This is a genomic window from Metabacillus sp. B2-18, from assembly GCF_021117275.1.
Classification (GTDB): Bacteria; Bacillota; Bacilli; order Bacillales; family Bacillaceae; genus Metabacillus.
Genome location: NZ_CP088245.1, coordinates 2189230 through 2211650 on the forward strand (window position 1 = coordinate 2189230; position 22421 = coordinate 2211650).

The following is a 22421-nucleotide window of genomic DNA, read 5'->3' on the forward strand; positions in this document are numbered from 1 at the left end:
TTACCCACTTGAGAGAGGAATATTCTGTGGTGTTGTTATGTAAGGTTTTAGGGGTATCTAAAAGTGGATATTACGCTTATATTAAACGTCCTAGTAGAAAAATTGGTAAAGGGGATCGTGAAATTTTAAGCCTTATTAAACGTATCTATAATCGTCATCAGGGCACCTATGGTGCTAAACGAATTTCGAAAGTATTGAAGAATAAAGGAATAGTAGTGAATCACAAAAGAGTAGCTCGCTTAATGAAAGTAACAAACTTAAAAGCCAAAGTAAGACGGCCAAAAACAACCAAAGAGTCTAAAGTTCAAGCAGCTGGTTTTGTATATGAAAATATTTTAAAAAGAAATTTCAAAGCAGTTCACCCTAATCAAAAATGGGTAACAGATATGACTGAGGTATGGATTGGGTCACATAAAAGATGTATCTCAGCTATTCTAGACTTATTTAACAGTGAAATTATTGCTTTTGAGATTAGCACAAGTCCAAACACTGAATTAATTGAAGCTACTGTAAAAAAGGCGATGAAAAATAGAAATCTGAAAGATTTAAAAGGCGTAGTCATTCATAGTGATCAAGGAAGTGTCTATAGATCCCTTAGTTACAATGAATTAAGCAAGAATCTACACTTTACTCCGAGTATGTCACGTAAAGCAAATTGTTGGGACAATGCGGTAATAGAGAGCTTTTTTTCCCAACTAAAATCTGAGTTTCCATGTTTTTATCCCACAAATAACATAAAAACAAGTGATACAAACTTTAAAAAATATGTACATTATTACAACGAGGAACGAATTCATACAAGAACCGGTTTTGTTTCTCCAAGTGAATATTATAAGGATTATATCCAAACTAAGAAGCTGGGGCTTTGCGTATCAAACTTCAAAGCAGCAACTTGATATGGAGTGGTGGGCATGATTGCCTTGTTTGGTATGCCAACCATTAACTAAATGGCTGGCTTTTTGGTGGCAGAATAATGCCCACAGAGGCTCCATGTCAAGTATTAAATAAATCTCAGTTTAAAATTCAAAGGACAATTACATTTCATTTATTTTCCAATTTTGTCGTTTTGTTTTTTGTCTATTTATTGGGGGTTTGACCACAGGCACCCGAAAGGAGAGACATCATGAATAATTTAACCGGTTCAAAACGTTTACAACTGGGGTTGCTTTTAGGGTCATTGGGGCTATTGGGTCCATTTACGATTGATATGTATTTGCCGTCATTTCCTACAATTGTAGAGGATTATCATACAAATGCATCTCTTGTACAAATTAGCTTAACAACATGTTTATTAGGTTTAGGTCTAGGACAATTGGTTATTGGTCCTATGAGTGATGTACAAGGTCGACGAAAACCCTTACTTATTTTCATTATTCTTTATTTACTTGCATCACTAACTTGTGCAATATCTCCAAACATTTATATGTTTATTGCATCAAGATTTGTCCAAGGTTTTGCAGCAGCAGGTGGTCTTGTTATTTCACGAGCTGTTGTTCGGGACCTTTATAGCGGAAAAGAATTGACTAAGTTTTTTGCTCTACTAATGTTAGTTGGTAATCTAGGTCCAATCGTTGCGCCAATTGTAGGTGGTGGGATTTTGGCTTTTACAAACTGGACGGGTGTATTTTTTGTTTTAGCATGTGTAGGATTAATTTTATTCTTAACTGTATCATGGAAACTTGAAGAAACATTACCGGTGGAAAAACGTGTTCCAAGTAATTTTAAACAGGTGGTCAAAAATTTTGGCTCTCTATTAAAGGATCGCCAATTCGCAGGTTATGCTCTCACACAAGGGTTTATCATCGCTGGTATTTTTGCCTACGTATCTGGTATTCCGTTTGTCTATCAAAATATTTATGGCGTCACTCCACAGCAGTTTAGCTTCTTATTTGGAGTGAACGGAATCGCTTTGATCATCGGAAGTCAGTCAGTTGGACGGTTAAATGATATAATTTCTGAAAAAACATTTTTAAAAATTGGATTAATTTTATCTAACACAGCAGGAGCACTATTACTAATAGCACTGCTTTTAAAAGCGCCAATCATAGCTGTTGCCATTCCTATTTTCTTTTTAGTTGCTTCAATCGGGATTATTTCAACAACATCATTCGCACTAGCGATGGATACACAAGGTCATATAGCAGGTAGTGCTTCTGCGCTTCTTGGACTTTTACCATTTGTACTAGGATCGTTAACAGCGCCGTTAGTTGGTATTGCTGGAGAATTCAATGCTATTCCTATGGGGATTGTGATTTTTTCTGCAAGTTTTTTAGCTTTCTTATCCTATTTTGGATTAGTTAGAAAAGCCCCTGTAAAGGTTCAACCGGCAAAGTAAGGTATATTCTTTTGATTCTTAGCGAAAATTTAGTATAGTTAGATTGACGGTTAAACTAACATATATAGGAGTGATGGTAGATGGATTTCGTTACATTAAATAATGGATTAAAAATGCCACAACTAGGATACGGTGTTTGGCAGGTTGCAGATGATCAAGCAACAACTGCTGTAGCAAATGCTCTTGAAGTTGGTTATAGATCGATTGACACAGCTATGATATACAAGAATGAAGCTGGTGTTGGAAAAGCAATTAAAGATTCAACCATCCCACGTGAAGAATTGTTCATCACAACAAAGGTTTGGAATAGCGATCAAGGCTACGACAATACTTTACGTGCTTTTGATGAAAGTTTAGAAAGATTGGGCCTTGATTATGTTGACCTTTATTTGATTCATTGGCCAACTCCTCAATTTGATCAATATGTTGATACATATAAAGCATTAGAAAAGCTTTACCATGATGGTCGAGTAAAAGCTATTGGGGTATGTAATTTTGAAATTGAACATTTACAGCGTCTATTAGATGAATGTGAAGTTGTGCCAGTTTTAAATCAAATCGAGTGTCATCCATATCTTGCACAAAATGAGCTAAAAGAGTTTTGTGCAAAACATAATATTTATGTAGAGGCTTGGAGTCCACTTGAACAGGGTGGAGATGTGTTAAGAGATGATGTAATTGTTAAAATTGCCGAGTCTCACAGCAAAACTCCAGCACAAGTTGTTTTACGCTGGCATTTACAAAATAATACGATTGTTATTCCAAAATCAGTTACACCATCAAGAATTGAAGAAAACTTCAACGTATTTGACTTTGAATTAACATCAGACGAAATGAATTCAATTCATGAACTGAACAAAAACCGTCGTAAAGGTAAGCATCCAAACGAAATGCATATTCGATAAACATACCTTAAAAAGCCCATTCCTTTATACTAGGAATGGGCCTTACTATTATAGAAAATCAACAACATCTATTTCTATTGGATGAAACTGATATTTAACCAAATCTATTTGCTTATCAAAACTAACACCTTCATTCTCAAGAAGTAGCTTTTGTGAGTAAAAAGCTTCCTCATCCTTAAAGCCAATTTCTCCTTTTGCGTTAACAACACGATGCCAAGGAAGTTGATGTTTTTCACTCATAGAATGAAAAATCCGAACAACTTGCCTAGCTGCTCTTGGGCTTCCAGCTAACCGTGCAATTTGTCCATATGTCATGACTTTTCCTTTAGGTATATTTTTTATTATATGGATCGTTCTTTTTGTAAAGGGACGCATGAAATTTCTCCTTAAAAGATAAAGACTAACTTCATACTTATGGTAACATTAATTTAATCCTAAGAAACATAAAGGACTTATTTTCACAATATTTATAATAGTTTTGCGAAATAAGTTGACACCAACTAAGCAATGTGTCAAATTAATAGATATTCTACATATTCAGGAGGAAGCAATGACTACAGAAAAACACACTCATATAATTGACTGTACAATCCGTGATGGTGGACTCGTAAATAATTGGGATTTTAGTGTGGAGTTCGTTCAAGACTTATATAACGGCTTAAGTGAAGCTGGTGTTGAATATATGGAAGTTGGCTACAAAAATTCCCCGAAGCTATTAAAAGCAAGCGAGCCGAATCCGTGGAGATTTCTTGATGACAAATTTTTAAAAGAAGTGATTCCTCAGAAAAAATTCACAAAGCTTTCAGCACTTGTTGATATCGGAAGAGTAGATCCTAATGATGTTTTACCACGAGAAGAAAGTGTATTAGACATGATTCGTATTGCTTGCTACATTCGTGAAGTGGACAAGGGGTTGGAACTTGTTCAAATGTTCCATGATCTAGGATATGAAACAGCTCTTAATATTATGGCTTTATCAAGTGTTCCCGAGAATCAATTAATTGAGGCATTCGATATGGTCAAAGATAGCCCGGTTGATGTTGTTTATATTGTAGATTCTTTTGGCAGCCTAGATCCTTTTGATATCGAACATCAAGTAAAGAAATTTAAGTCTATGCTTCCTAATAAACAGTTTGGTATTCATACACACAACAATATGCAGCTTGCATTTGCAAATACGTTAACAGCTATGAGAAATGGAGTAAGCTACCTAGATGCTTCTGTGTTTGGTATGGGCCGTGCGGCAGGTAATTGTCACACGGAATTACTTGTAACACATGTTAAAAAATCAAGCTATGAGCTAAAACCGGTTCTAGGTGTTATTGAAAAGCACATGGTAGAAATGCGACAAAAATGGGAGTGGGGCTATATCATCCCTTACATGATTTCCGGTGCTCTTAATGAACATCCACGTGTAGCTATGGCATATCGTGATAGTGAAGATCGTGACAAATACGTAGAGTTCTACGATAAAGTAACATCACCAGAAGCTTCAGTTGCTCCTGCCAAAAAGTAAAGACTATGGAAATTTGGGCTTCTTAAAATAAAAAAATGCTAAGCACGTAAAAAGTGCTTAGCATTTTTTATTAATAAGCTGAAGAGCGAAATGATTCAATCATATGTGTAACTGTATTGCCATACTTACTTTGTTCACTTGCTGGGTACGTCATTATAATCGTATTTGCTACTTCATTTCCAAAGAAAAACTTTTTGTACGTAATCATCCCATTTTGTTCATAAGAAAGAACATACCAGTTGGCTGTTAGTCTTTTATAAGCAATGTTAACTGGAATAGAGTTCAGATCTTCATTGTAGTAAGTTTCAATTGTTTCGTTTTCACTTATAATATTCGTATGGTTACCATAGGCAGTAACTTCAAAATCTTCGCTATAAAACCTTACGCCATCTCCATTAGTTGGGGGAGGAGCCATCTTTAAGTTGCTTGGTACTTTCAAGGAAAATCCATATCGTTCATTTGTATAATGCTGATAGGAAATAGATTTTTGCTTTGATTCTTTTTTCCTCTCCTTCTCCTTTTCTTTCTCATTTTTCTCATTAGTACTGTTACTAAGTTGTTCATTTTCATCTGTTTCACTTGTAGCAAGTTCAACTTGTTTTATCAATTCATTCACTTTAGATTCATAGACGTTGAGAATTTCGTTAGAGGAAATAGTAGCTTGTATAAGTTTTAACTCTTTTTCAGCTTCACTAATATTATTTTTCTTCAATAACTCGTTAATAAAGGTTATTTTCTCCTCAACTGAGGAGGTTTGATTATTTTCTTCCATTATTTGTTTTCTTAGTGTTTCAGCTTCATCCTGAACGGTTTTTAAACCATTTTGTTCATTTATTTATGACAACATCCAACGACTTAATAGCAGACTCATAATCTTTTTCCTTATAAGCCTTTTTAGCTCGTTCCATATTTGTTGCCTGATCAAAGTAGCTTGCTGCATCTCGATCACCTGCTTTTTCATTTAAGGCAAGTTCAAAGTAAATGGCAGCCTGATGGTAATTTTTTTGACCAAGCTCTTTCATCCCTTGGTCTATAGCATGCTGATAACTTTCGTTAGAACACGAAGTAAGAAAAGTAATAAGAGCAAATAGTAATATTAAACTTTGTAGTTTCATTGTTTTTTCCATTCCTTTAGTAATTTTATTCTCATATTATATCAAAGATTTGTACTTACTTGATTTGTTTAGTAGTGGTAGTATCTGGTTTTTGGTGCCTGTCACCACCCGATTTTTCTTGTTTCACACACTTTTGTTTCACAGAAAAACCCCCAGATTTTCGAGGCCACTGAAAAAGTCCAAGTAAAAGGTAGAAAGATTCACTTAGGTGAACTTTTCTACCTTTTTTACTTTATAATTAAAATTATAAATATAAGTGGGTGGTTTCCAATGATACAAAAACAACAAACAATGATGTTTAGTCCATATGTGGCTCTATATGATATCGTCGTTCCTCAGGATAATATGTTACGAAGAATTAAGGATCTAATTGACTTTTCTTTTATTTACGAAGAATTAAAGGATAAATATTGTCTAGATAATGGGCGGAATGCGATAGATCCTATTCGCATGTTTAAATATTTGTTTTTGAAAACCATTCATGATGTTTCAGATGTTGATATTATCGAGCGTTCAAAATATGATATGTCCTTCAAATATTTTTTGGATATGGCTCCGGAGGAAGCCGTTATTGATTCAAGTTCTTTGACAAAGTTTCGTAAGCTTAGGTTAAAAGACATGAACTTATTAGACATGCTTATCAATAAGACAGTGGAGATTGCCATTGAGAAAGAGATTATTAAAAGCAAGTCCATTATTGTAGATGCCACCCATACAAAGGCGAGATATAATCAAATGACTCCAAAAGAAATACTAATGGAGCGCTCCAAAAACCTCAGAAAAGCAATTTATAAAATTAACGAGAGTATGAAGAAGAAATTCCCCGTAAAGCCAAACAATGATCTACTTGAAGATGAGATTACTTATTCCCAAGAGCTCATTGAAGTGATTGAAAAGGAAGAAAGCCTTTTAGAGTATCCAAAAGTCAAGGAACATCTTAATCTCCTGAAAGAAGCCGTTGCAGATGATATCGAACAGCTACAGTCCATGAATGATCTAGATGCCAAAGTCGGACACAAAGCAGCTGACTCATCATTCTTTGGCTATAAAACTCATCTGGCGATGAGTGAAGAGCGAATTATTACAGCCGCAACGATTACAACCGGAGAAAAAAATGATGGAAAAGAGCTACAGACACTTGTTGAGAAAAGTATAGATGCAGGAATGGAAATTGAAACGGTTATTGGGGATACTGCGTATTCTGAGAAAGACAACATTCAATATAGTAAGGAAAATGGAATTAAACTGGTCTCAAAATTAAATCCTTCCATAACTCAGGGTACCCGAAAAAAAGAGGATGAATTTGAATTCAATAAGGATGCGGGCATGTATGTCTGCAAGGCAGGGCATATGGCTGTACGGAAAGCTAGGCAAGGTAAAAAAGGAGTAGGCAAAAACCAAGTTGATACCTACTATTTTAATGTTGAAAAATGCAAGAGATGTCCTTTCAGAGAAGGGTGCTACAAAGAGGGAGCCAAAAGTAAAACATATTCTGTTTCCCTTAAGTCTGATCAACATTCATCCCAAGCACAATTCCAGAAAAGTGTATATTTTAAGGAAAAGTCTAAAGAGCGTTATAAAATTGAAGCGAAAAATAGTGAATTAAAACACAGACACGGGTATAATGTGGCAAAATCCTCGGGTCTAATTAGCATGGAGTTGCAAGGCGCCATGGCTATATTTACGGTAAACATTAAAAGAATTCTAAAGCTACTAGGGGAAAATTAGAGAAAATATGTGGCTAATGCAAAGAAAGAGCCGACTTTAATTCCTAAAAAAGGAAAAAAAGTCGGCTCTTTTTAAACTCACATGAATAATCTTTAAAATCGTCAGATTTTCAGTGGCCTCAGATTTTCAGGAGGTTTTTCATTTTACGATGAAGTTTTACTTTCACTTTCTTTATCATTTTTGTCACTTTTAAATAAATTTTTAGAAACAACATTTAATTTGTTTAAAAACCGATTAAACCCAAATCCAACAAAAAATGCAATACTAATCTGAGCTAGTGGCGCATCTTTGTAGTCAATAAATTCAACTAAAAATAAACCACTTTGAATAAGTGTAACAGCGATAACAGCTGTGCCTGTCGCAAATATTGGATAAAAAATATACATAATCCATTCTCGATAGTCGGTTAATCCATCTTTCATATAGTGAGAGCAAAACATATAAAGATGCCTTAGTGAACCACCAATTGCTCCCGCAAAGAAATAATATAAAAAAATCTCGATATCAGAAATGATTGGGAACGCTTTTTCTAGAATACCAGTCCACAAAGCACCTACTGCAAGAAAGCTCCCAAAAAACAAGAAAGAAAGATAGGTTAGAATCAGCGTCTTTAACCACCACTTCACACCGGTCACCCCTCTGTTCTAATACGTTATCTTATGAGGGAATGGGCGGGTGGTGCCTGTACGTAGAGTGACAGGCACCACCAGATTTTTCTTGTTTCACATTATGTTCCAGTGGTTTGCTTTACTCTTGTGGTACCTTTACCATTTCTAAAAAGAAGTCAATATGCTGATCCAAGCGCCTTTCTACTTCAGTGGTGTCCTTACCATCAAACTTTAGGATGTTATATTCAGCTAGGAGAGAAAATGCTGGATATTGGTATTCAACGGCAAGTAATCTTGGGTCAACCGGCTTAATCCTATTCATTTTGATCAATTTTTTAAAGACAATTTCGAGGAAATCAATTGTTGATTGAAAGAAATCGTTTAGGATGATGTCCCGAGCCATTGGTTCACGGAATTGCTCAACTTGTAGAACTCTCCACATTTTCTGGGCATGAACATTTTCCATATATGTTTTAAAATTTCTGTGTCCTGCCTTAAAAAAAGCATCTGTAGTTGAATTGTTTAAAATCTCATCCAATGCTTCAAGAGGAGGCATTGTTTTTGAAAAATCTGTGCGAAAATGAGTAAGGATCGATTCAAGAATTTGCTCCTTATTTTTGTAATGATTATAAAGAGAGCTTTCCTTTATACCGACAGTTCTTGTTATTTCTCTTATAGAAACAGCACTATAACCTTTTTGTGAAAAAAGATCTAACGCCGTTTCAAATATTTTATCCTTTGTGTTTTTAGTCATTTTACACACCCTTAAAATTAGTTGGAAAAAAATGTTGCAACATTTCTAGTTAAACCATATAATGACATTGTATACTAACGTTCGTTAGTTTTCAATGGGGGGATAGATATGAATACATTTCAATCATATATGGAAAGGCGGCCCAAATTTTCTGGTGTTATTTCGATTTCAAAGGGAAATGAAATAATCTACCAAGATGCATTTGGACTATCCAACAAAGAGAAGGAGATTGAGAACAATATCCATACAAAATATCCAATGGGATCCATGCTAAGCAAACCATTAACAGCTGTTGCAACATTCCAACTTATCGAGAAAGGAAAATTGTCTATCCATCAGCCAATCGACGAATTCTTTCCTTTCTATAAAAATAAGGGTATTACCATACATCATTTATTAAACCATACATCTGGAATTCCTAATTATCTCATGCTAAGAAAGCAATTAAAATGGGATCAAGATTACACTCAGAAACAAATACTTGAGACACTCCAGCAACATAAATTAAATTTCACACCTGGACAAAAAATTTCATACAACAACACTGGTTTTTTTATGTTAGGACTAATTATTGAGAAAGTGTCTGGAGTAACCTACCATGACTATATAAAAGAACACATCTTCAAGCCAGCAAACATGAAGCAAACGGGCTTTTTACATGAAGAAATAAAAGGTAGAGCTAATAATTATATAAATCAAAAGTCAGGGCCGTATGTGAGTCCAACTCTTTTATTCGCGTGTGGTGATGCTATTTCAACCTTAGAAGATATTCATTTGTTCCACAAAGCTCTTGAGTCAAATATCTTAATAACTAAAAAATCCAGTGAACAAATGCAAACACCAACTTACAAAGGAAGGTTTATCACGATGGGTTATAGTTGGTTTATCAAACAGCTTTTTGGGAGGAAAAGTGTTTCTCATGGAGGTACGCACCCAGGTGGTTTTACAACTCATGTTGAAAGATATCTTGATGATGATATGACGATTGTTGTTATAAGTAATGATATGACATCCCATAAAATGCTTACGATGAAAGAGCTGGGAGCAACACTTATAAGTAGAGAATTAGCTTCCCTTTTATTTAATCAAAAACTGCATCATTGGCAGAAATTTTTTTAAATCCTTAACTAACAAACGTTAGTTTATAAAATAAAAAGCATAGGGGGCAAGTATTGTGTTTCAACAACTAAAAGGTGGATATGTTAAACCCTATAAAAATAAACAATCTGATAAGAACAGTGTTGCAAAATTAGAAAAACTAACGTTGGGTAATGTAACGCAATGGATCACAATCCGTGGAAAACATAAAGACCTACCAATTTTGCTTTTTTTACATGGAGGACCAGGAAGCCCACAAACAGGAGCACAAATGCACTATAATGCTGATCTGGAAGATGATTTTCTTGTTGTAAATTGGGATCAAAGAGGATCAGGGAAATCTTATTCTTCCGAAATAACACCTGAGAGTATGAACATAGAACAATTGCTTTCAGATTGCCATGAACTCGTCAAATATCTTACTTCACAATTTCGACAAAAGAAAGTATTCCTTATGGGACATTCTGTCGGGGCGGTGCTTGGATTATTATTTGTACAAAAGTTTACTGAGTTAGTAGAGGCCTATGTAGGAATAAACCAGCCAGTGAAACGTGATGAGGAAGAAATAAGATCATATCAATTTGCTTTAAGCATGGCTAAAGAAAAGAATCATAAAAAAGCCATTTTGCAATTAGAGCGAATTGGTTCTCCAAAGAACGGTTTCTATCATTCAGTAGATGATTTAGTCACGCAACGAACATGGCTGACAAAATTTAATGGTGTTACGTATAAATTAAAAGCTTCCTCTGTTAATATTCACTACATTTTAAGTTCTCATTTAACTTTGAAAGAAAAGCTCTCGTTTATGAAAAGATTTGGTTTTTCATCAACACATCTTTGGGATGAATTAACTAAAATCAACTTGTTTCATCTTGTTTCGGAGGTGAAGGTTCCTGTTTATTTTATTGCAGGAAAACATGACAGAATTGTGTTTAGTGATCGATTAAAGGAATATTATGACTTTCTAAAAGCACCAAAAAAGGAAATATACTTTCTTGAGGAATCAGGGCATTATGCATGTTTTGAGGAAGCAAATAAATTTAATCTCATTATGAAAGAAGTGAAAAATAATCACCTGATTAAACTAAATAAAATGGGGGTTATTTAATGAGGGCACACTATATATGTAAAGCATGCGGAGTACAGTATGAAGCTACACATCAACCACCAGGTATATGTAAAATTTGTAGTGACGAACGACAATACGTTCCGTTAACTGGACAAAAGTGGACAACATTAGAGGAGCTAAAGCAAGAAGGCTTTCATAACGAATTTGTGGAAATAGAGCCAGGTTTATGGAGTATTCGCACATATCCGCAAGTAGGTATTGGTCAAAAAGCTTATTTGATTAGGACTGATGAAGGAAATATACTTTGGGATTGTATTACTTATCTAGATGAGAAAACAATTAACAAAATAAACGAACTTGGTGGGTTACGAGGGATTGCCATTTCTCACCCGCATTATTATAGTACGATCATTGAATGGGGGAATGCATTTCAATGTCCAATCTATATCCATGAAAAAGATCTTGATTGGGTAACGAGAACTTGTTCGCTCATTCATTTCTGGAACGGGGATAGCCTTGAATTAACTAAACATATTTCTCTCATCCATGTAGGAGGACATTTTGAAGGTAGCTCCGTTTTGCTATGGACACTTGGTTCGTATAAAAAAGGTACATTACTCGTAGGTGATAGCATCTATATTGTACCTGATCAAGGTTGGCTAAGCTTTATTTATAGTGCTCCAAATCATATACCGTTGTCAGCTAGGGTGGTAAACAATATTAAAATGAGCTTAGAAAACTATGATTTTGAAGCTATTTATGGTGCTTTTGATCATAAGATCGTGAAGGACGGCAAGAATTCTTTTATAAAATCAGCAGATCGATATATTCATTTTTTGAATAGCTAAAAAACAGATCGTTTGAATTAAGGATTTTCAACTATTACAATAAACTTGAATAAAAAACAGGCCTTTATATGATAGATAATAAAAAGAGCAACCTCTATAATACACCTCGGTATGGAGGCTCTTTAAAGTACCTCTTTAAAAAGAAAAGAATAATTTACCAATAAAATACTTTACATAGGGTAGGGGGGTATGGTAGATTATATTTATAAGGAGGTTATGTTAATGTGTGAAGAACAAAATGAGATGTTAGAGGTTGAAGTTTGTTGCTCCGGACAACATTCTGAAAGGGAAAGCCATCATTCAGAAAAAGTAAAAAAAACGCTTATTACTAGGTTGAACAGAATTGAAGGACAAATTCGAGGTATTAAAGGATTAGTTGAAAAAGATACTTATTGTGATGATGTGATTACCCAAGTCTCAGCTGTTCAGTCCGCATTAAATAGCTTTTCCAAAGTATTATTAGAAACTCATTTAAAAAGTTGTGTAACAGAAAGAATTAGAGCAGGGGATTTAGAAATTGTTGATGAATTGCTTATAACCATTCAACGATTAATGAAAAAATAATAATAGAGGAGAGAAAAAATATGCAAAAAATCATCTTAACAGTTAATGGAATGTCTTGTGGACACTGCGTGAATGCTATAGAAGGAAATGTTGGAAAATTAAATGGTGTTTCACAGGTAAAAGTTCATTTAAATGAAGGAAAAGTTGAATTAGAATTTAATCCAGAAATTGTTTCATTAGACACAATAAAGGAAACAATTGATGATCAAGGATACGATGTAGTATAAGAATAACATAAAAAAGACTGTGAAACGTGCTTTTATCATTGCACGTTTCCTTTTGAAAGTAAATATACCACTGCGGGGTATATAGGAGGACGACGATATGACGCAGGAAATAAAAGAAGCTGTTCTGCCAATTACAGGTATGACCTGTGCTTCATGTGCAGTTCGAATTGAAAAAGGACTAAAAAAAGTAGAAGGTGTAGAAGAAGCCAACGTAAATTTTGCTCTTGAAAGAACATCGATCAAATACAACCCTAATGTTGTAAAAATAGAAGACTTTAAAAAGAAAATAAATGACCTGGGCTACGAGGTAGTTGAGGAAAAAGTGGATTTAGCTATTATCGGTATGACTTGTGCTGCTTGTGCAACCAGGATTGAAAAAGGATTAAACAAAATAGAAGGTGTAACAAATGCAACCGTCAACTTAGCGTTAGAAAGTGCATCAGTCGCCTATAATCCTTCACAAACTGGAACAAAAGAGATGATTGAAAAGATTGAAAAACTTGGATATCAAGCGAGTGAAAAAGGTGAGCAAAAAGAAGATGTTGCTGATCTAAAAGCGAAGGAAATTGAAACTCAACAAGGAAAGTTTTTCTTTTCCCTTATCTTATCCATTCCCCTTCTTTGGGCAATGGTCAGCCACTTTAGCTTTACCTCGTTTATTTATTTACCTGATATGTTTATGAATCCATGGGTACAGCTAGCCTTAGCAACACCTGTTCAATTTATCGTAGGAAAACAGTTTTACGTAGGAGCATTCAAAGCATTAAGAAATAAAAGTGCCAACATGGACGTTCTTGTTGCACTAGGAACATCAGCTGCTTATTTTTATAGTTTATATTTATCGATCGCTTCAATCGGAAGTGAAGCACATATGATTGAGCTTTATTATGAAACAAGTGCAGTGTTAATTACATTGATTATTTTAGGCAAGTTGTTTGAAGTTCGTGCAAAAGGGCGTTCATCTGAAGCGATCAAAAAGCTAATGGGTCTTCAAGCGAAAACAGCGACTGTTTTCCGTAATGGAGTGGAACAAGAGGTTGCACTAGATGACGTTGTAGTTGGTGACATTCTTTATGTTAAGCCTGGCGAAAAAGTTCCAGTTGACGGAGAAATTTTCGAAGGTCGTTCGGCATTAGACGAATCAATGCTAACTGGTGAGAGTGTTCCGGTAGATAAAACAATTGGTGATTCTGTCATCGGAGCAACTATTAACAAAAATGGATTTTTAAAAGTAAAAGCAACAAAGGTTGGTCGTGACACAGCACTCTCACAAATTATTAAAGTGGTGGAAGAGGCTCAAGGTTCGAAAGCACCAATTCAACGTTTAGCGGATCAAATCTCCGGTATTTTTGTCCCAATCGTTGTAGCAATTGCCTTTCTCACATTTCTTGTTTGGTTTATCTGGATTACACCAGGCGATTTTGCCGAAGCTCTTGAAAAGTTAATTGCCGTGCTAGTGATTGCTTGTCCTTGTGCACTTGGATTGGCAACACCAACATCAATCATGGCTGGATCAGGTAGAGCAGCAGAGATCGGTGTTTTATTTAAAGGTGGAGAGCATTTAGAAATGACGCACAGATTAACGACTATCCTTTTAGATAAAACAGGAACGGTTACAAATGGAGCACCAATTTTAACTGATGTTTTTGTTAAGAATAATGTCAATGAAGAGGAGTTTTTACAACTAGTTGGAACGGCTGAAAAGCAATCTGAACACCCACTTGCTGAGGCGATCGTAACTGGAATTAAGGGAAAGAAGATTGAACTGTCTGATGTTGAAGAATTTGAGGCTATACCAGGCTACGGTATAAAAGCAAAAGTAAACAATCAAACTATATTAGCTGGTACGAGAAAATTAATGCAAAAATATAATATAAACATTGAACAGGCTCTACCAACTATGGAGAATCTTGAAGAAAGCGGTAAAACGGCGATGCTGATTGCCATTAACAATCAATATGCCGGATTAGTAGCTGTTGCTGATACAATTAAACCTACCTCAAAAGAAGCAGTAAAACGTCTAAAAGGAATGGGCTTAGAAGTTGTCATGATAACTGGTGATAACGAGCGAACAGCGAAAGCAATCGCAACTGAAGCTGGAATTGATTCTGTTGTAGCAGAAGTGCTGCCAGAAGGAAAAGCGGAAGAAGTAAAAAAATTGCAGAAGGAAGGAAAAATCGTCGCGATGGTCGGCGATGGGATCAATGACGCACCAGCACTTGCGATCGCTGATATAGGAATGGCAATTGGAACAGGTACAGATGTTGCAATGGAAGCAGCGGATATTACACTTATTCGTGGAGATTTAAATAGCATTGCTGATGCAATCTTTATGAGTAAAAAAACAATCAAAAATATTAAACAAAATTTATTCTGGGCATTTGCTTATAATTCACTCGGTATACCAATAGCAGCATTAGGCTTCCTTGCCCCATGGTTAGCAGGAGCAGCAATGGCATTTAGCTCAGTGTCCGTTGTTCTAAATGCGTTACGCCTACAAAGAGTAAAACTATAGTGAATAGGAGAACCAAATAATGAAAAAATGGATCCTTTCAGCATTCATTTATCTAGGTATTGTTATTATTGGCTACTATATATATGATTCGGTGTTTTTAGAGGAAACAAAAGTTGATACACATGCTGAAGAACATAAAACAGAAAAAACAACTGAACATAATAACCATGCTTCAACGGAAAATGAACATTCGAAATCAGAGCATGAACATGGAGTTAACTCAGAAACAGAGAGTGAAGTTAACGTAACCATTAAAGAAGTTGATGAAAAATTGGTTTTAAACTTAAAAGATCTTACAGGTAAGCCTGTAACAAACTTAGAGGTAAATCATGAAAAGCTTCTACATTTAATTGTCGTTGATGAGCATTTAGAACAGTATTACCATCTCCACCCTGAGGAAACCACACCAGGTCATTTTGAAGTAAAAAGCGAACTAGAAGAAGGAATATACAAGGCTTTTGTCGATATAAAACCCAAAAATTTAGATTATCAAGTTCAACCAATTTCCTTTAAAGTAGGAAATCCTGTTGAAGAAGAACATCATCATGGTTCATTAACAGTTGATCCACTACTTGAAAAAACAGTTGAAGACAACAAAGTGTCACTGTCAACAACACCATTAGTGATAAATGAGCCAGTTACATTAACATTTGGTGTTCATGGTGCAGATTTAGAAACCTACCTCGGCGCACTGGGGCATGTTGTTATCTTGGATGAAGAAGCACAACAATACTTACATGTTCATCCACTTGAAGGAGATACACCAGTGTTTGAAACGCAGTTTACGAATCCTGGAATATATAAAATATGGGCTGAGTTTCAAATAAATGGTGAGGTGAAGATCTTTCCATTTGTTGTAGAGATAAAATAATATGAGAATTTTAAAGAACTGTTCAGTCGTATAAGATTGAGCAGTTTTTTTTGAAAATGTAGAGGTTTAAAGTGAGTAGTAATAGAATGATATAATCATCAAACTTTATTGCGGAGCTCAATAACAGCAGGTAAGTCATTTTAAATACAAAGAAATGGAGCCTTAACAAATGAAAACAGTAAAAGTTTATCATTATGAGCATTCAGTTCACAACCGAACAAAGGGAACCCGGCAGGCTTTGTGTTAAATGGGGAAGATTTTACAGAAGAAGAAATGGTGCAAATCGTTGCAAAAGTTGGTTTTAATGAAACAACCTTTCTATACCCATCTAGTGTGGCAGATCTTAGATTACGATATTTTACACCAGGGCACGAAATGAATTTATGCGGTCATGCCACAATGGCGTCAATCTATGCATTAAATAAAATGGATTTACTTCCGCCAAAAGATCATTTAATGATTGAAACAAAAGCAGGAGTTTTACCTATAAAAGTTCTTTCAAAGGATGAAGATGTAGAAATTTCAATGAAACAAGCTGCACCTCAATTTATCGAATTTAAAGGTTCTCACGATGATTTAGCTAAGTCAATCAATATAGATGCTAAGGATATTGATAATGATTTACCAGTGGTGTATGGTAGTACAGGAATTTGGACACTGCTAGTACCAATTAAAAATCTTGAAGCCTTTCATAAAATGAAACCAACTACCAAATTGTTCCCAACTATTTTAAAAGAAATGCCAAAAGCATCCATCCATCCTTTTTCTCTTGAAACCTATGAACCTACTGCTGATATGCATGCTCGTCATTTTTCATCTCCATATTCCGGAACGATTGAAGACCCTGTAACAGGTACGGCAACAGGAGTCATGGGAGCCTATTATGCCAGATATATTGATAAGTTAAGTGATCAACTTGTACTGTTAGTTGAACAAGGACAGGAAATGGATAAAGATGGGCGAGTCCATGTTACAGTAACAAAAAATCACGATTCCCATGAAGTTGAGATCACTGGGACAGCTAGATTTGTAAAAGAATTTGATATTGTTATTTAATTGGATTGTTGGAAATTAGTAACGTTACAAAGTACTTAGTACTAAAATGATAAAGAATAAAATTAGAAACATTTTATCATCACATGCATATAGTAGAAGAACTTCATTTAAGGGTGTGAACAATGGATCATCGACAAACTGTTGAGTTGGTTGAGGAGCTTTTGCAGTCACGTATTAATGAAATCCTTCTAAAGAATGAAGCAGAGTATTTCGATAAACTTCCAGGACTGGTAGAAGCATTGAAAATGATTAAAGAACGATTTTCAAACATATAGGATTGTCCAGGGCCAATGAAGGCCCTTTATTTATGAAAACATTTACATAATTAAATAGATTGCTAAATTTAGTTAATTGTAGAAAAATAGAGGGAGAAACGTGTTGAGAGGAGATAAACACTTGAACGAATTACATACCAGATTGCACCCTTTATTAAAAAACTTTACGGAAAAGGGACCATCAGGCTGTTCCCTTCAGGTTATGCATCAAGGAAATACAATCTATAAAGATTATGTTGGTTTTGCTAATAAAGAAGATAAAATTGCGATAGATGAAGATACGATTTTTCGCATATATTCCATGACTAAGGTTGTCACGTGTACAGCAGCACTTATGCTATATGAGCGAGGTCTTTTTTTATTAAACGACCCACTTGAAAAATACTTACCAGAATTTAAAAATATGAAGGTATATCATAAAGATGATTCCGGCAAGGTTACTGTAATACCAGCATCAAGATCGATCTTAGTAAAAGATTTATTTACAATGACTTCTGGGCTTACGTATGGTGGAGAAGCAAATGAAACCGAAAAACATGTTGCTAAAACGTTTCAGCAATTACAAGAAAAGGGTGAAAAATTAACAAATCGCCGTCTATCAGAAGTACTTGCTACCATTCCACTTGCCTTTCAACCCGGAGCCCACTGGTATTACGGTCTAAGCCATGATGTGTTAGGGGCATTGATTGAAGTTCTAACAGGAAAAACACTAGGACAGTTTTTTCAAGACGAAATCTTCACTCCACTCGCAATGAAGGATACATTTTTTAGAATCCCTGATAACAAAAAGCATCGATTTGCAGTTCTCTATAATCGTAATGAAGATGGATCTCTGACTAAAAATGAAAAAATGGACGTTCAATTTGAACCATTATCAGAGCTTGAATCTGGTGGTGGTGGTTTATTGTCAACATTAGGAGATTACAGCCGTTTTGCTCATATGCTTGCTAACGGTGGAGAATTTGAGGGAGTGAAAGTTATTGGAGAAAAAACAATTTCTTTTATGACAAAAAATCAACTAAATGATGAACAAGCTACAACATACAATTGGGACTATTTAGCCGGATACGGCTACGGACTCGGTGTTCGGACTATGATGGATTCGGCACAAGGTGGAAGCAATGGCTCGGAAGGGGAATTTGGATGGTCAGGATTAGCCGGTACGTGGGTATTGATTGATCCTCAAGAAAAGCTATCAGCTGTATATATGCAGCAAATGATACCAAACTTTGAAGCTTACCATCAGCCTAGGTTGCGAAATGTGATTTATGGAGCAGTAAAGTAAAGTAGCCTGTAATCGAATCTGATTACAGGCCTTTTCGGTTATTAAAGTTTTTGAAAAAGTAATAACTTAACCTGATATGACATTTACCTCTACCTTTCTTAAATTAATTCTGATATAAAAAAAGCTATATTGTAAAGTTAAAAACTGCTAAAATAGAATTTATATAAAAAAATCCCAAATTTTGTTGACAGTACATATAAAACTGATTTATGATACAAAGCGTAACAATTACGATTTATGTCATATAACTTTAAATAATCTACATAAAAATAATTTTGCTAATTAAATCGTAACAATTTCGTTTAATGTACATAACGTGAGGAGATGTTTTATGAAAACTACATTTTTGTCTATCATTATTGGAATCGTATTAATGCTGTCAGCATGCTCTAACTCAAGCACTAATAGTAAGGAAGCAGCAAACGAAGCCGAAGAAAAATCATTAACTTTTTTGTTTAATTTTCCTACAAGCACTCTTGATCCACACAAAGACGATAATAGTACAACAGTACGAGCTGGAATCACTGAAACTTTAGTCAAGTTAAATGAAGATTTGGAGCTTGAACCTTGGCTTGCAATTGAGTGGAAAGCAATTGATGAATTAACATGGTCATTTACCGTTCAGGACGGAGTACTGTTTCAAGACGGAACAAAATTAGATGCAGAAGCTGTGAAACAATCGTTTGAGCGTGGAATCAACGTTAGTGAATCAATGAAAGCAGCTTTAAAGCTAGAGTCAGTCTCAACTGAAGGAAATTCAGTTATTTTTAAAACAACACAACCTCTACCAGCTTTTCCTTCTGAATTAACACATCCGCATACGTCAATTGTTAAGGTAGAAGATGATGAGAAATTGAGAACTGCCCCAATAGGAACAGGACCTTTTGTTGTTGATACATTTGATTCAGAGGTAAAGGTAGAGCTTACTAAAAATACTTCGTATTGGAATGGAGAACCAAAACTTGATAAAGTAACATTTGGTTTTAATTCAGATGCGAATGCAAGGGCTATGGCTCTTCAATCTGGGGAAGCGGATATCATTTATTATCTACCTTCTGAATTAGCCACCTCTTTAAAGAGTGATGAAAATATTGTAGTAGAATCTGTGAGTAGTTTACGTACACATTTTATTTCCTATAACATGAACAGCTCTGAAGGTGCCGATGAAAAAGTCCGTCAAGCTTTGGATTCCTTATTTGATCGTGACGCAGTTGCCAATGACTTAATGGGAGGAATGGCTGTACCAGCAGGGGGGCCGTTTAATCCTGACTTTCCGTTTAGCATGAAAGCAGATCCCGTTAAATATGATCCTAGTCATGCAAAGAAACTGCTTGAAGAAGCTGGTTATAAGGAAGATAAGGGTGTAATGGAGAAAAATGGAGAACCGTTGAAACTAGAGATGATTACCTATCAATCAAGACCAGAGCTTCCACTTATAGCACAGATGCTTCAATCGAATGCAAAGGAAATAGGTGTTGAAATCAACATTAAATCTGTTGAAAATATTGATGAGTACTTATCAACAAATGAGGAATGGGATATTGCAACATACAGTAATTTAACTGCTCCACGTGGAGATGTTGGATATTTCCTGAATTCTGCCTATTCACTTGATGGTGCTCTAAATATTGGTGAAATTAATGACTCAGAAATTAATGAAATTGTAACAGAGCTAAATAAAACAACAGATGTTGAGAAACGTAACGATCTTGGAAAACAGGTTGAAAACATGACTCAGCAAAAAATTTATCAATCTTATATTGTTCACCCAATGATCACTGTTGCGATGAATAGAGATGTAAAAAACTATTCAGTTTCAAAACAAGAATATTATTTAATAACAAATCAATTGGATGTAGAATAACGTGATTCGATTTCTTTTATCAAAAATTATACAAACTATTGTCGTATTACTTTGTCTTTCGTTTTTGAGCTTTGTGTTCATTAAATTAGCACCCGGGGATCCTGTAAAGGCAATGTTGGATATTGATGAAGTGATGATTACAGAAGCAGAAATTGAGGAAATAAGATCGGAGATGGGCTTTGATCAGCCCATCTTTGTTCAATATGGAATGTGGCTTAAACAGGCGATTAAGCTAGATTTTGGGGAATCGTATTTAACAAACCGACCTGTTTTGAGTGAAATACAGGACCGCTTACAAGCTTCTCTTGAACTGATGGGAGGGGGAATGCTTGTTGTTATCTTACTATCGATTCCATTAGGAGTTTGTTCAGCTGTTTATCAATCAAAATGGATTGATCATCTTGGACGAATTTTTGCTTTTTTCGGAGCTTCCATTCCAAGCTTTTGGCTGGGACTTTTATTGATATATTTCTTTAGTGTAAAGTTGAAGGTTCTTCCGTTTATCGGTCATAATGGTGCCGAAAGCCTTATTCTCCCATCCCTTACATTAGGACTTGCAATGTCTGCTGTTTACGCTAGGCTATTGAGAGCGGCAATGCTTGAAACAATGAATAAGCCTTATATTAAGGCGTTGAGAATGAAAGGCATCCGTGAAAAAAGCTTAATTTTTAAATACTCCTTACGTGAGAGCATGATACCAGTTGTTACGATGTTTGGTATGAGCCTTGGTAATCTATTGGCAGGGGCAATTGTTGTAGAAATATTATTTTCATGGCCTGGATTAGGAAAAATGGTCGTTGAAGCCATCATGAATCGAGACTATCCGTTAATCCAAGCTTATATATTACTTTCAGGCATTTTTGTCATGAGTATTAATTTAATTGTTGACTTATCGTATTATCTTTTAGACCCAAAATTAAGAAGAAAGGAGCAGAGAGCATGATAACGGATGTATTACATCTTAAGAAGAAAAAGCGAAATCTATTCATTCAAACGGGTGTACTATTACTCATCTTGATTATGCTCCTTTTTTTCTTATCTTATCTATTTAATCCACATGATCCATTAAAAGTAAACACTGGTGAACGATTGCAGTCGCCTAGTATCGAGCATTTACTAGGAACAGATCAACTAGGTAGGGACATTTTAGCGAGGTTAACAGAAGGTGCCATCTACACATTGGGGATATCGGTTTTATCCATCTTTGTTTCTTTATTAATTGGCTTACCAGTTGGTGTTCTTTCAGGCTACTTCGGGAAAAAAATAGATCAATTATTTATGAGAGTAATTGATACGTTTGTTGCGTTCCCAGATTTTTTACTGGCAATCGCGATAACAGGATTACTTGGACCCGGAATTTGGAATGTGATGATTGCCATTATTTCAGTAAAGTGGGTAGGCTATGCCCGGTTAACACGTAGTATTGTCCTAACCGAGAAGCATAAGGACTATATTACGATGTCTGCTTTTAGTGGAAGTTCTGTTTGGAAAATCATGACACTACATTTATTTAAACATATCCTACCACAAGTGATTGTTTTAGCGTCATTAGATATAGGGAAAATCATTCTTCTTATTTCTTCCCTATCCTATATCGGGTTAGGAGCACAACCACCACTGCCAGAGTGGGGAGCGATGTTAAATGAAGGAAGATTATATTTTCAAACATCTCCAGCTTTAATTATTTTTCCCGGTCTAGCGATCATGCTTGTTGTGATGGCCTTTAATCTGATAGGAGATGGCTTAAGAGATAAACTAGATGTTCAATTTAAAAGAAAGGGGTAGCTT

General features: G+C 35.3%; 22 protein-coding genes and 1 pseudogene. 18 read left to right on the forward strand and 5 right to left on the reverse strand.

From position 1 onward, the window contains the following. The first annotated feature begins 26 nt into the window (after positions 1–26). The 3 genes from LPC09_RS11040 to LPC09_RS11050 all read left to right on the forward strand — a co-directional run bounded on the left by LPC09_RS11040 (position 27) and on the right by LPC09_RS11050 (position 3240). A complete protein-coding gene (locus tag LPC09_RS11040; RefSeq protein WP_231308486.1) occupies positions 27–896 on the forward strand; it encodes an IS3 family transposase in 870 nt (289 codons plus the stop codon). Positions 897–1123: 227 nt separating this feature from the next. Next, positions 1124–2335 (forward strand): Bcr/CflA family multidrug efflux MFS transporter, encoded by a 1212-nt coding sequence (locus tag LPC09_RS11045; RefSeq protein ID WP_098799793.1) that lies wholly within the window; start codon positions 1124–1126, stop codon positions 2333–2335. A gap of 80 nt (positions 2336–2415) precedes the next feature. Further along, positions 2416–3240 (forward strand): aldo/keto reductase, encoded by an 825-nt coding sequence (locus tag LPC09_RS11050; protein ID WP_098799794.1) that lies wholly within the window; start codon positions 2416–2418, stop codon positions 3238–3240. A gap of 48 nt (positions 3241–3288) precedes the next feature. On the opposite strand, the gene LPC09_RS11055 is transcribed toward LPC09_RS11050, so the two are convergent. Then, the gene (locus LPC09_RS11055) at positions 3289–3615 is read right to left on the reverse strand and encodes an MGMT family protein (protein WP_098799795.1); all 327 of its coding nucleotides are present in this window, start codon (positions 3613–3615) and stop codon (positions 3289–3291) included. 175 nt (positions 3616–3790) lie between these two features. On the opposite strand from LPC09_RS11055, the gene LPC09_RS11060 reads away from it, so the two are divergent. Next, positions 3791–4756: an aldolase catalytic domain-containing protein gene (locus LPC09_RS11060; RefSeq protein ID WP_098799796.1), complete on the forward strand. Its 966-nt coding sequence runs from the start codon at positions 3791–3793 to the stop codon at positions 4754–4756. Positions 4757–4826: 70 nt separating this feature from the next. Here LPC09_RS11060 and LPC09_RS11065 read toward each other — a convergent pair whose 3' ends face one another. Continuing rightward, a complete protein-coding gene (locus LPC09_RS11065; RefSeq protein WP_231309518.1) occupies positions 4827–5528 on the reverse strand; it encodes a hypothetical protein in 702 nt (233 codons plus the stop codon). A 55-nt stretch (positions 5529–5583) separates the two neighbouring features. Further along, on the reverse strand, positions 5584–5871 hold the full coding sequence (locus tag LPC09_RS11070; protein WP_231309519.1) for an outer membrane protein assembly factor BamD: 288 nt from the start codon (positions 5869–5871) through the stop codon (positions 5584–5586). A gap of 270 nt (positions 5872–6141) precedes the next feature. Between LPC09_RS11070 and LPC09_RS11075 the strand changes: the two genes are divergently transcribed. Beyond that, entirely contained in the window at positions 6142–7599 is a 1458-nt protein-coding gene (locus LPC09_RS11075; RefSeq protein ID WP_231308825.1) for an IS1182 family transposase, read from the forward strand. A gap of 143 nt (positions 7600–7742) precedes the next feature. On the opposite strand, the gene LPC09_RS11080 is transcribed toward LPC09_RS11075, so the two are convergent. Next, complete coding sequence (locus tag LPC09_RS11080; RefSeq protein ID WP_098799759.1) at positions 7743–8225, reverse strand: hypothetical protein; 483 nt, start codon at positions 8223–8225, stop codon at positions 7743–7745. Between the two features lie 121 nt (positions 8226–8346). Then, complete coding sequence (locus tag LPC09_RS11085) at positions 8347–8961, reverse strand: TetR/AcrR family transcriptional regulator (protein ID WP_098797003.1); 615 nt, start codon at positions 8959–8961, stop codon at positions 8347–8349. A gap of 108 nt (positions 8962–9069) precedes the next feature. Here LPC09_RS11085 and LPC09_RS11090 point away from each other — a divergent pair, with 108 nt between their 5' ends. The 13 genes and pseudogenes from LPC09_RS11090 to nikC all read left to right on the forward strand — a co-directional run bounded on the left by LPC09_RS11090 (position 9070) and on the right by nikC (position 22418). Then, positions 9070–10080 (forward strand): serine hydrolase domain-containing protein, encoded by a 1011-nt coding sequence (locus LPC09_RS11090; RefSeq protein ID WP_098797002.1) that lies wholly within the window; start codon positions 9070–9072, stop codon positions 10078–10080. Between the two features lie 55 nt (positions 10081–10135). After that, positions 10136–11167 (forward strand): alpha/beta fold hydrolase, encoded by a 1032-nt coding sequence (locus LPC09_RS11095; RefSeq protein ID WP_176551051.1) that lies wholly within the window; start codon positions 10136–10138, stop codon positions 11165–11167. Continuing rightward, complete coding sequence (locus LPC09_RS11100; RefSeq protein WP_098797000.1) at positions 11167–11976, forward strand: MBL fold metallo-hydrolase; 810 nt, start codon at positions 11167–11169, stop codon at positions 11974–11976. Before LPC09_RS11095 ends, LPC09_RS11100 begins: the two co-directional genes overlap by 1 nt. Positions 11977–12198: 222 nt before the next feature. Further along, positions 12199–12540 (forward strand): metal-sensing transcriptional repressor, encoded by a 342-nt coding sequence (locus tag LPC09_RS11105; RefSeq protein ID WP_269217429.1) that lies wholly within the window; start codon positions 12199–12201, stop codon positions 12538–12540. 20 nt (positions 12541–12560) lie between these two features. Next, positions 12561–12767, forward strand: a complete 207-nt coding sequence (copZ, locus tag LPC09_RS11110; RefSeq protein WP_231309520.1) for a copper chaperone CopZ — start codon at positions 12561–12563, stop codon at positions 12765–12767. A 97-nt stretch (positions 12768–12864) separates the two neighbouring features. Continuing rightward, positions 12865–15282, forward strand: coding sequence for a heavy metal translocating P-type ATPase (locus LPC09_RS11115; RefSeq protein WP_231309521.1), 2418 nt, complete (start codon positions 12865–12867; stop codon positions 15280–15282). A gap of 19 nt (positions 15283–15301) precedes the next feature. Next, entirely contained in the window at positions 15302–16153 is an 852-nt protein-coding gene (locus LPC09_RS11120) for a hypothetical protein (protein WP_231309522.1), read from the forward strand. Between the two features lie 169 nt (positions 16154–16322). After that, positions 16323–17209: pseudogene (locus LPC09_RS11125) on the forward strand (PhzF family phenazine biosynthesis isomerase). Between the two features lie 122 nt (positions 17210–17331). Continuing rightward, positions 17332–17484 carry a hypothetical protein gene (locus LPC09_RS11130; RefSeq protein WP_162987314.1) on the forward strand — a complete coding sequence of 51 codons (153 nt, stop codon included), beginning with the start codon at positions 17332–17334 and terminating at the stop codon, positions 17482–17484. A 121-nt stretch (positions 17485–17605) separates the two neighbouring features. Further along, positions 17606–18769, forward strand: a complete 1164-nt coding sequence (locus tag LPC09_RS11135; protein ID WP_231309523.1) for a serine hydrolase domain-containing protein — start codon at positions 17606–17608, stop codon at positions 18767–18769. Positions 18770–19100: 331 nt separating this feature from the next. After that, positions 19101–20633 (forward strand): nickel ABC transporter substrate-binding protein, encoded by a 1533-nt coding sequence (nikA, locus tag LPC09_RS11140; RefSeq protein WP_231309524.1) that lies wholly within the window; start codon positions 19101–19103, stop codon positions 20631–20633. A 1-nt stretch (position 20634) separates the two neighbouring features. Continuing rightward, a complete protein-coding gene (gene nikB / locus LPC09_RS11145) occupies positions 20635–21576 on the forward strand; it encodes a nickel ABC transporter permease (RefSeq protein WP_231309525.1) in 942 nt (313 codons plus the stop codon). Beyond that, a complete protein-coding gene (nikC, locus tag LPC09_RS11150) occupies positions 21573–22418 on the forward strand; it encodes a nickel transporter permease (protein ID WP_231309526.1) in 846 nt (281 codons plus the stop codon). The genes nikB and nikC overlap by 4 nt, the downstream gene beginning before the upstream one ends. The last annotated feature ends 3 nt before the right edge of the window (positions 22419–22421 follow it).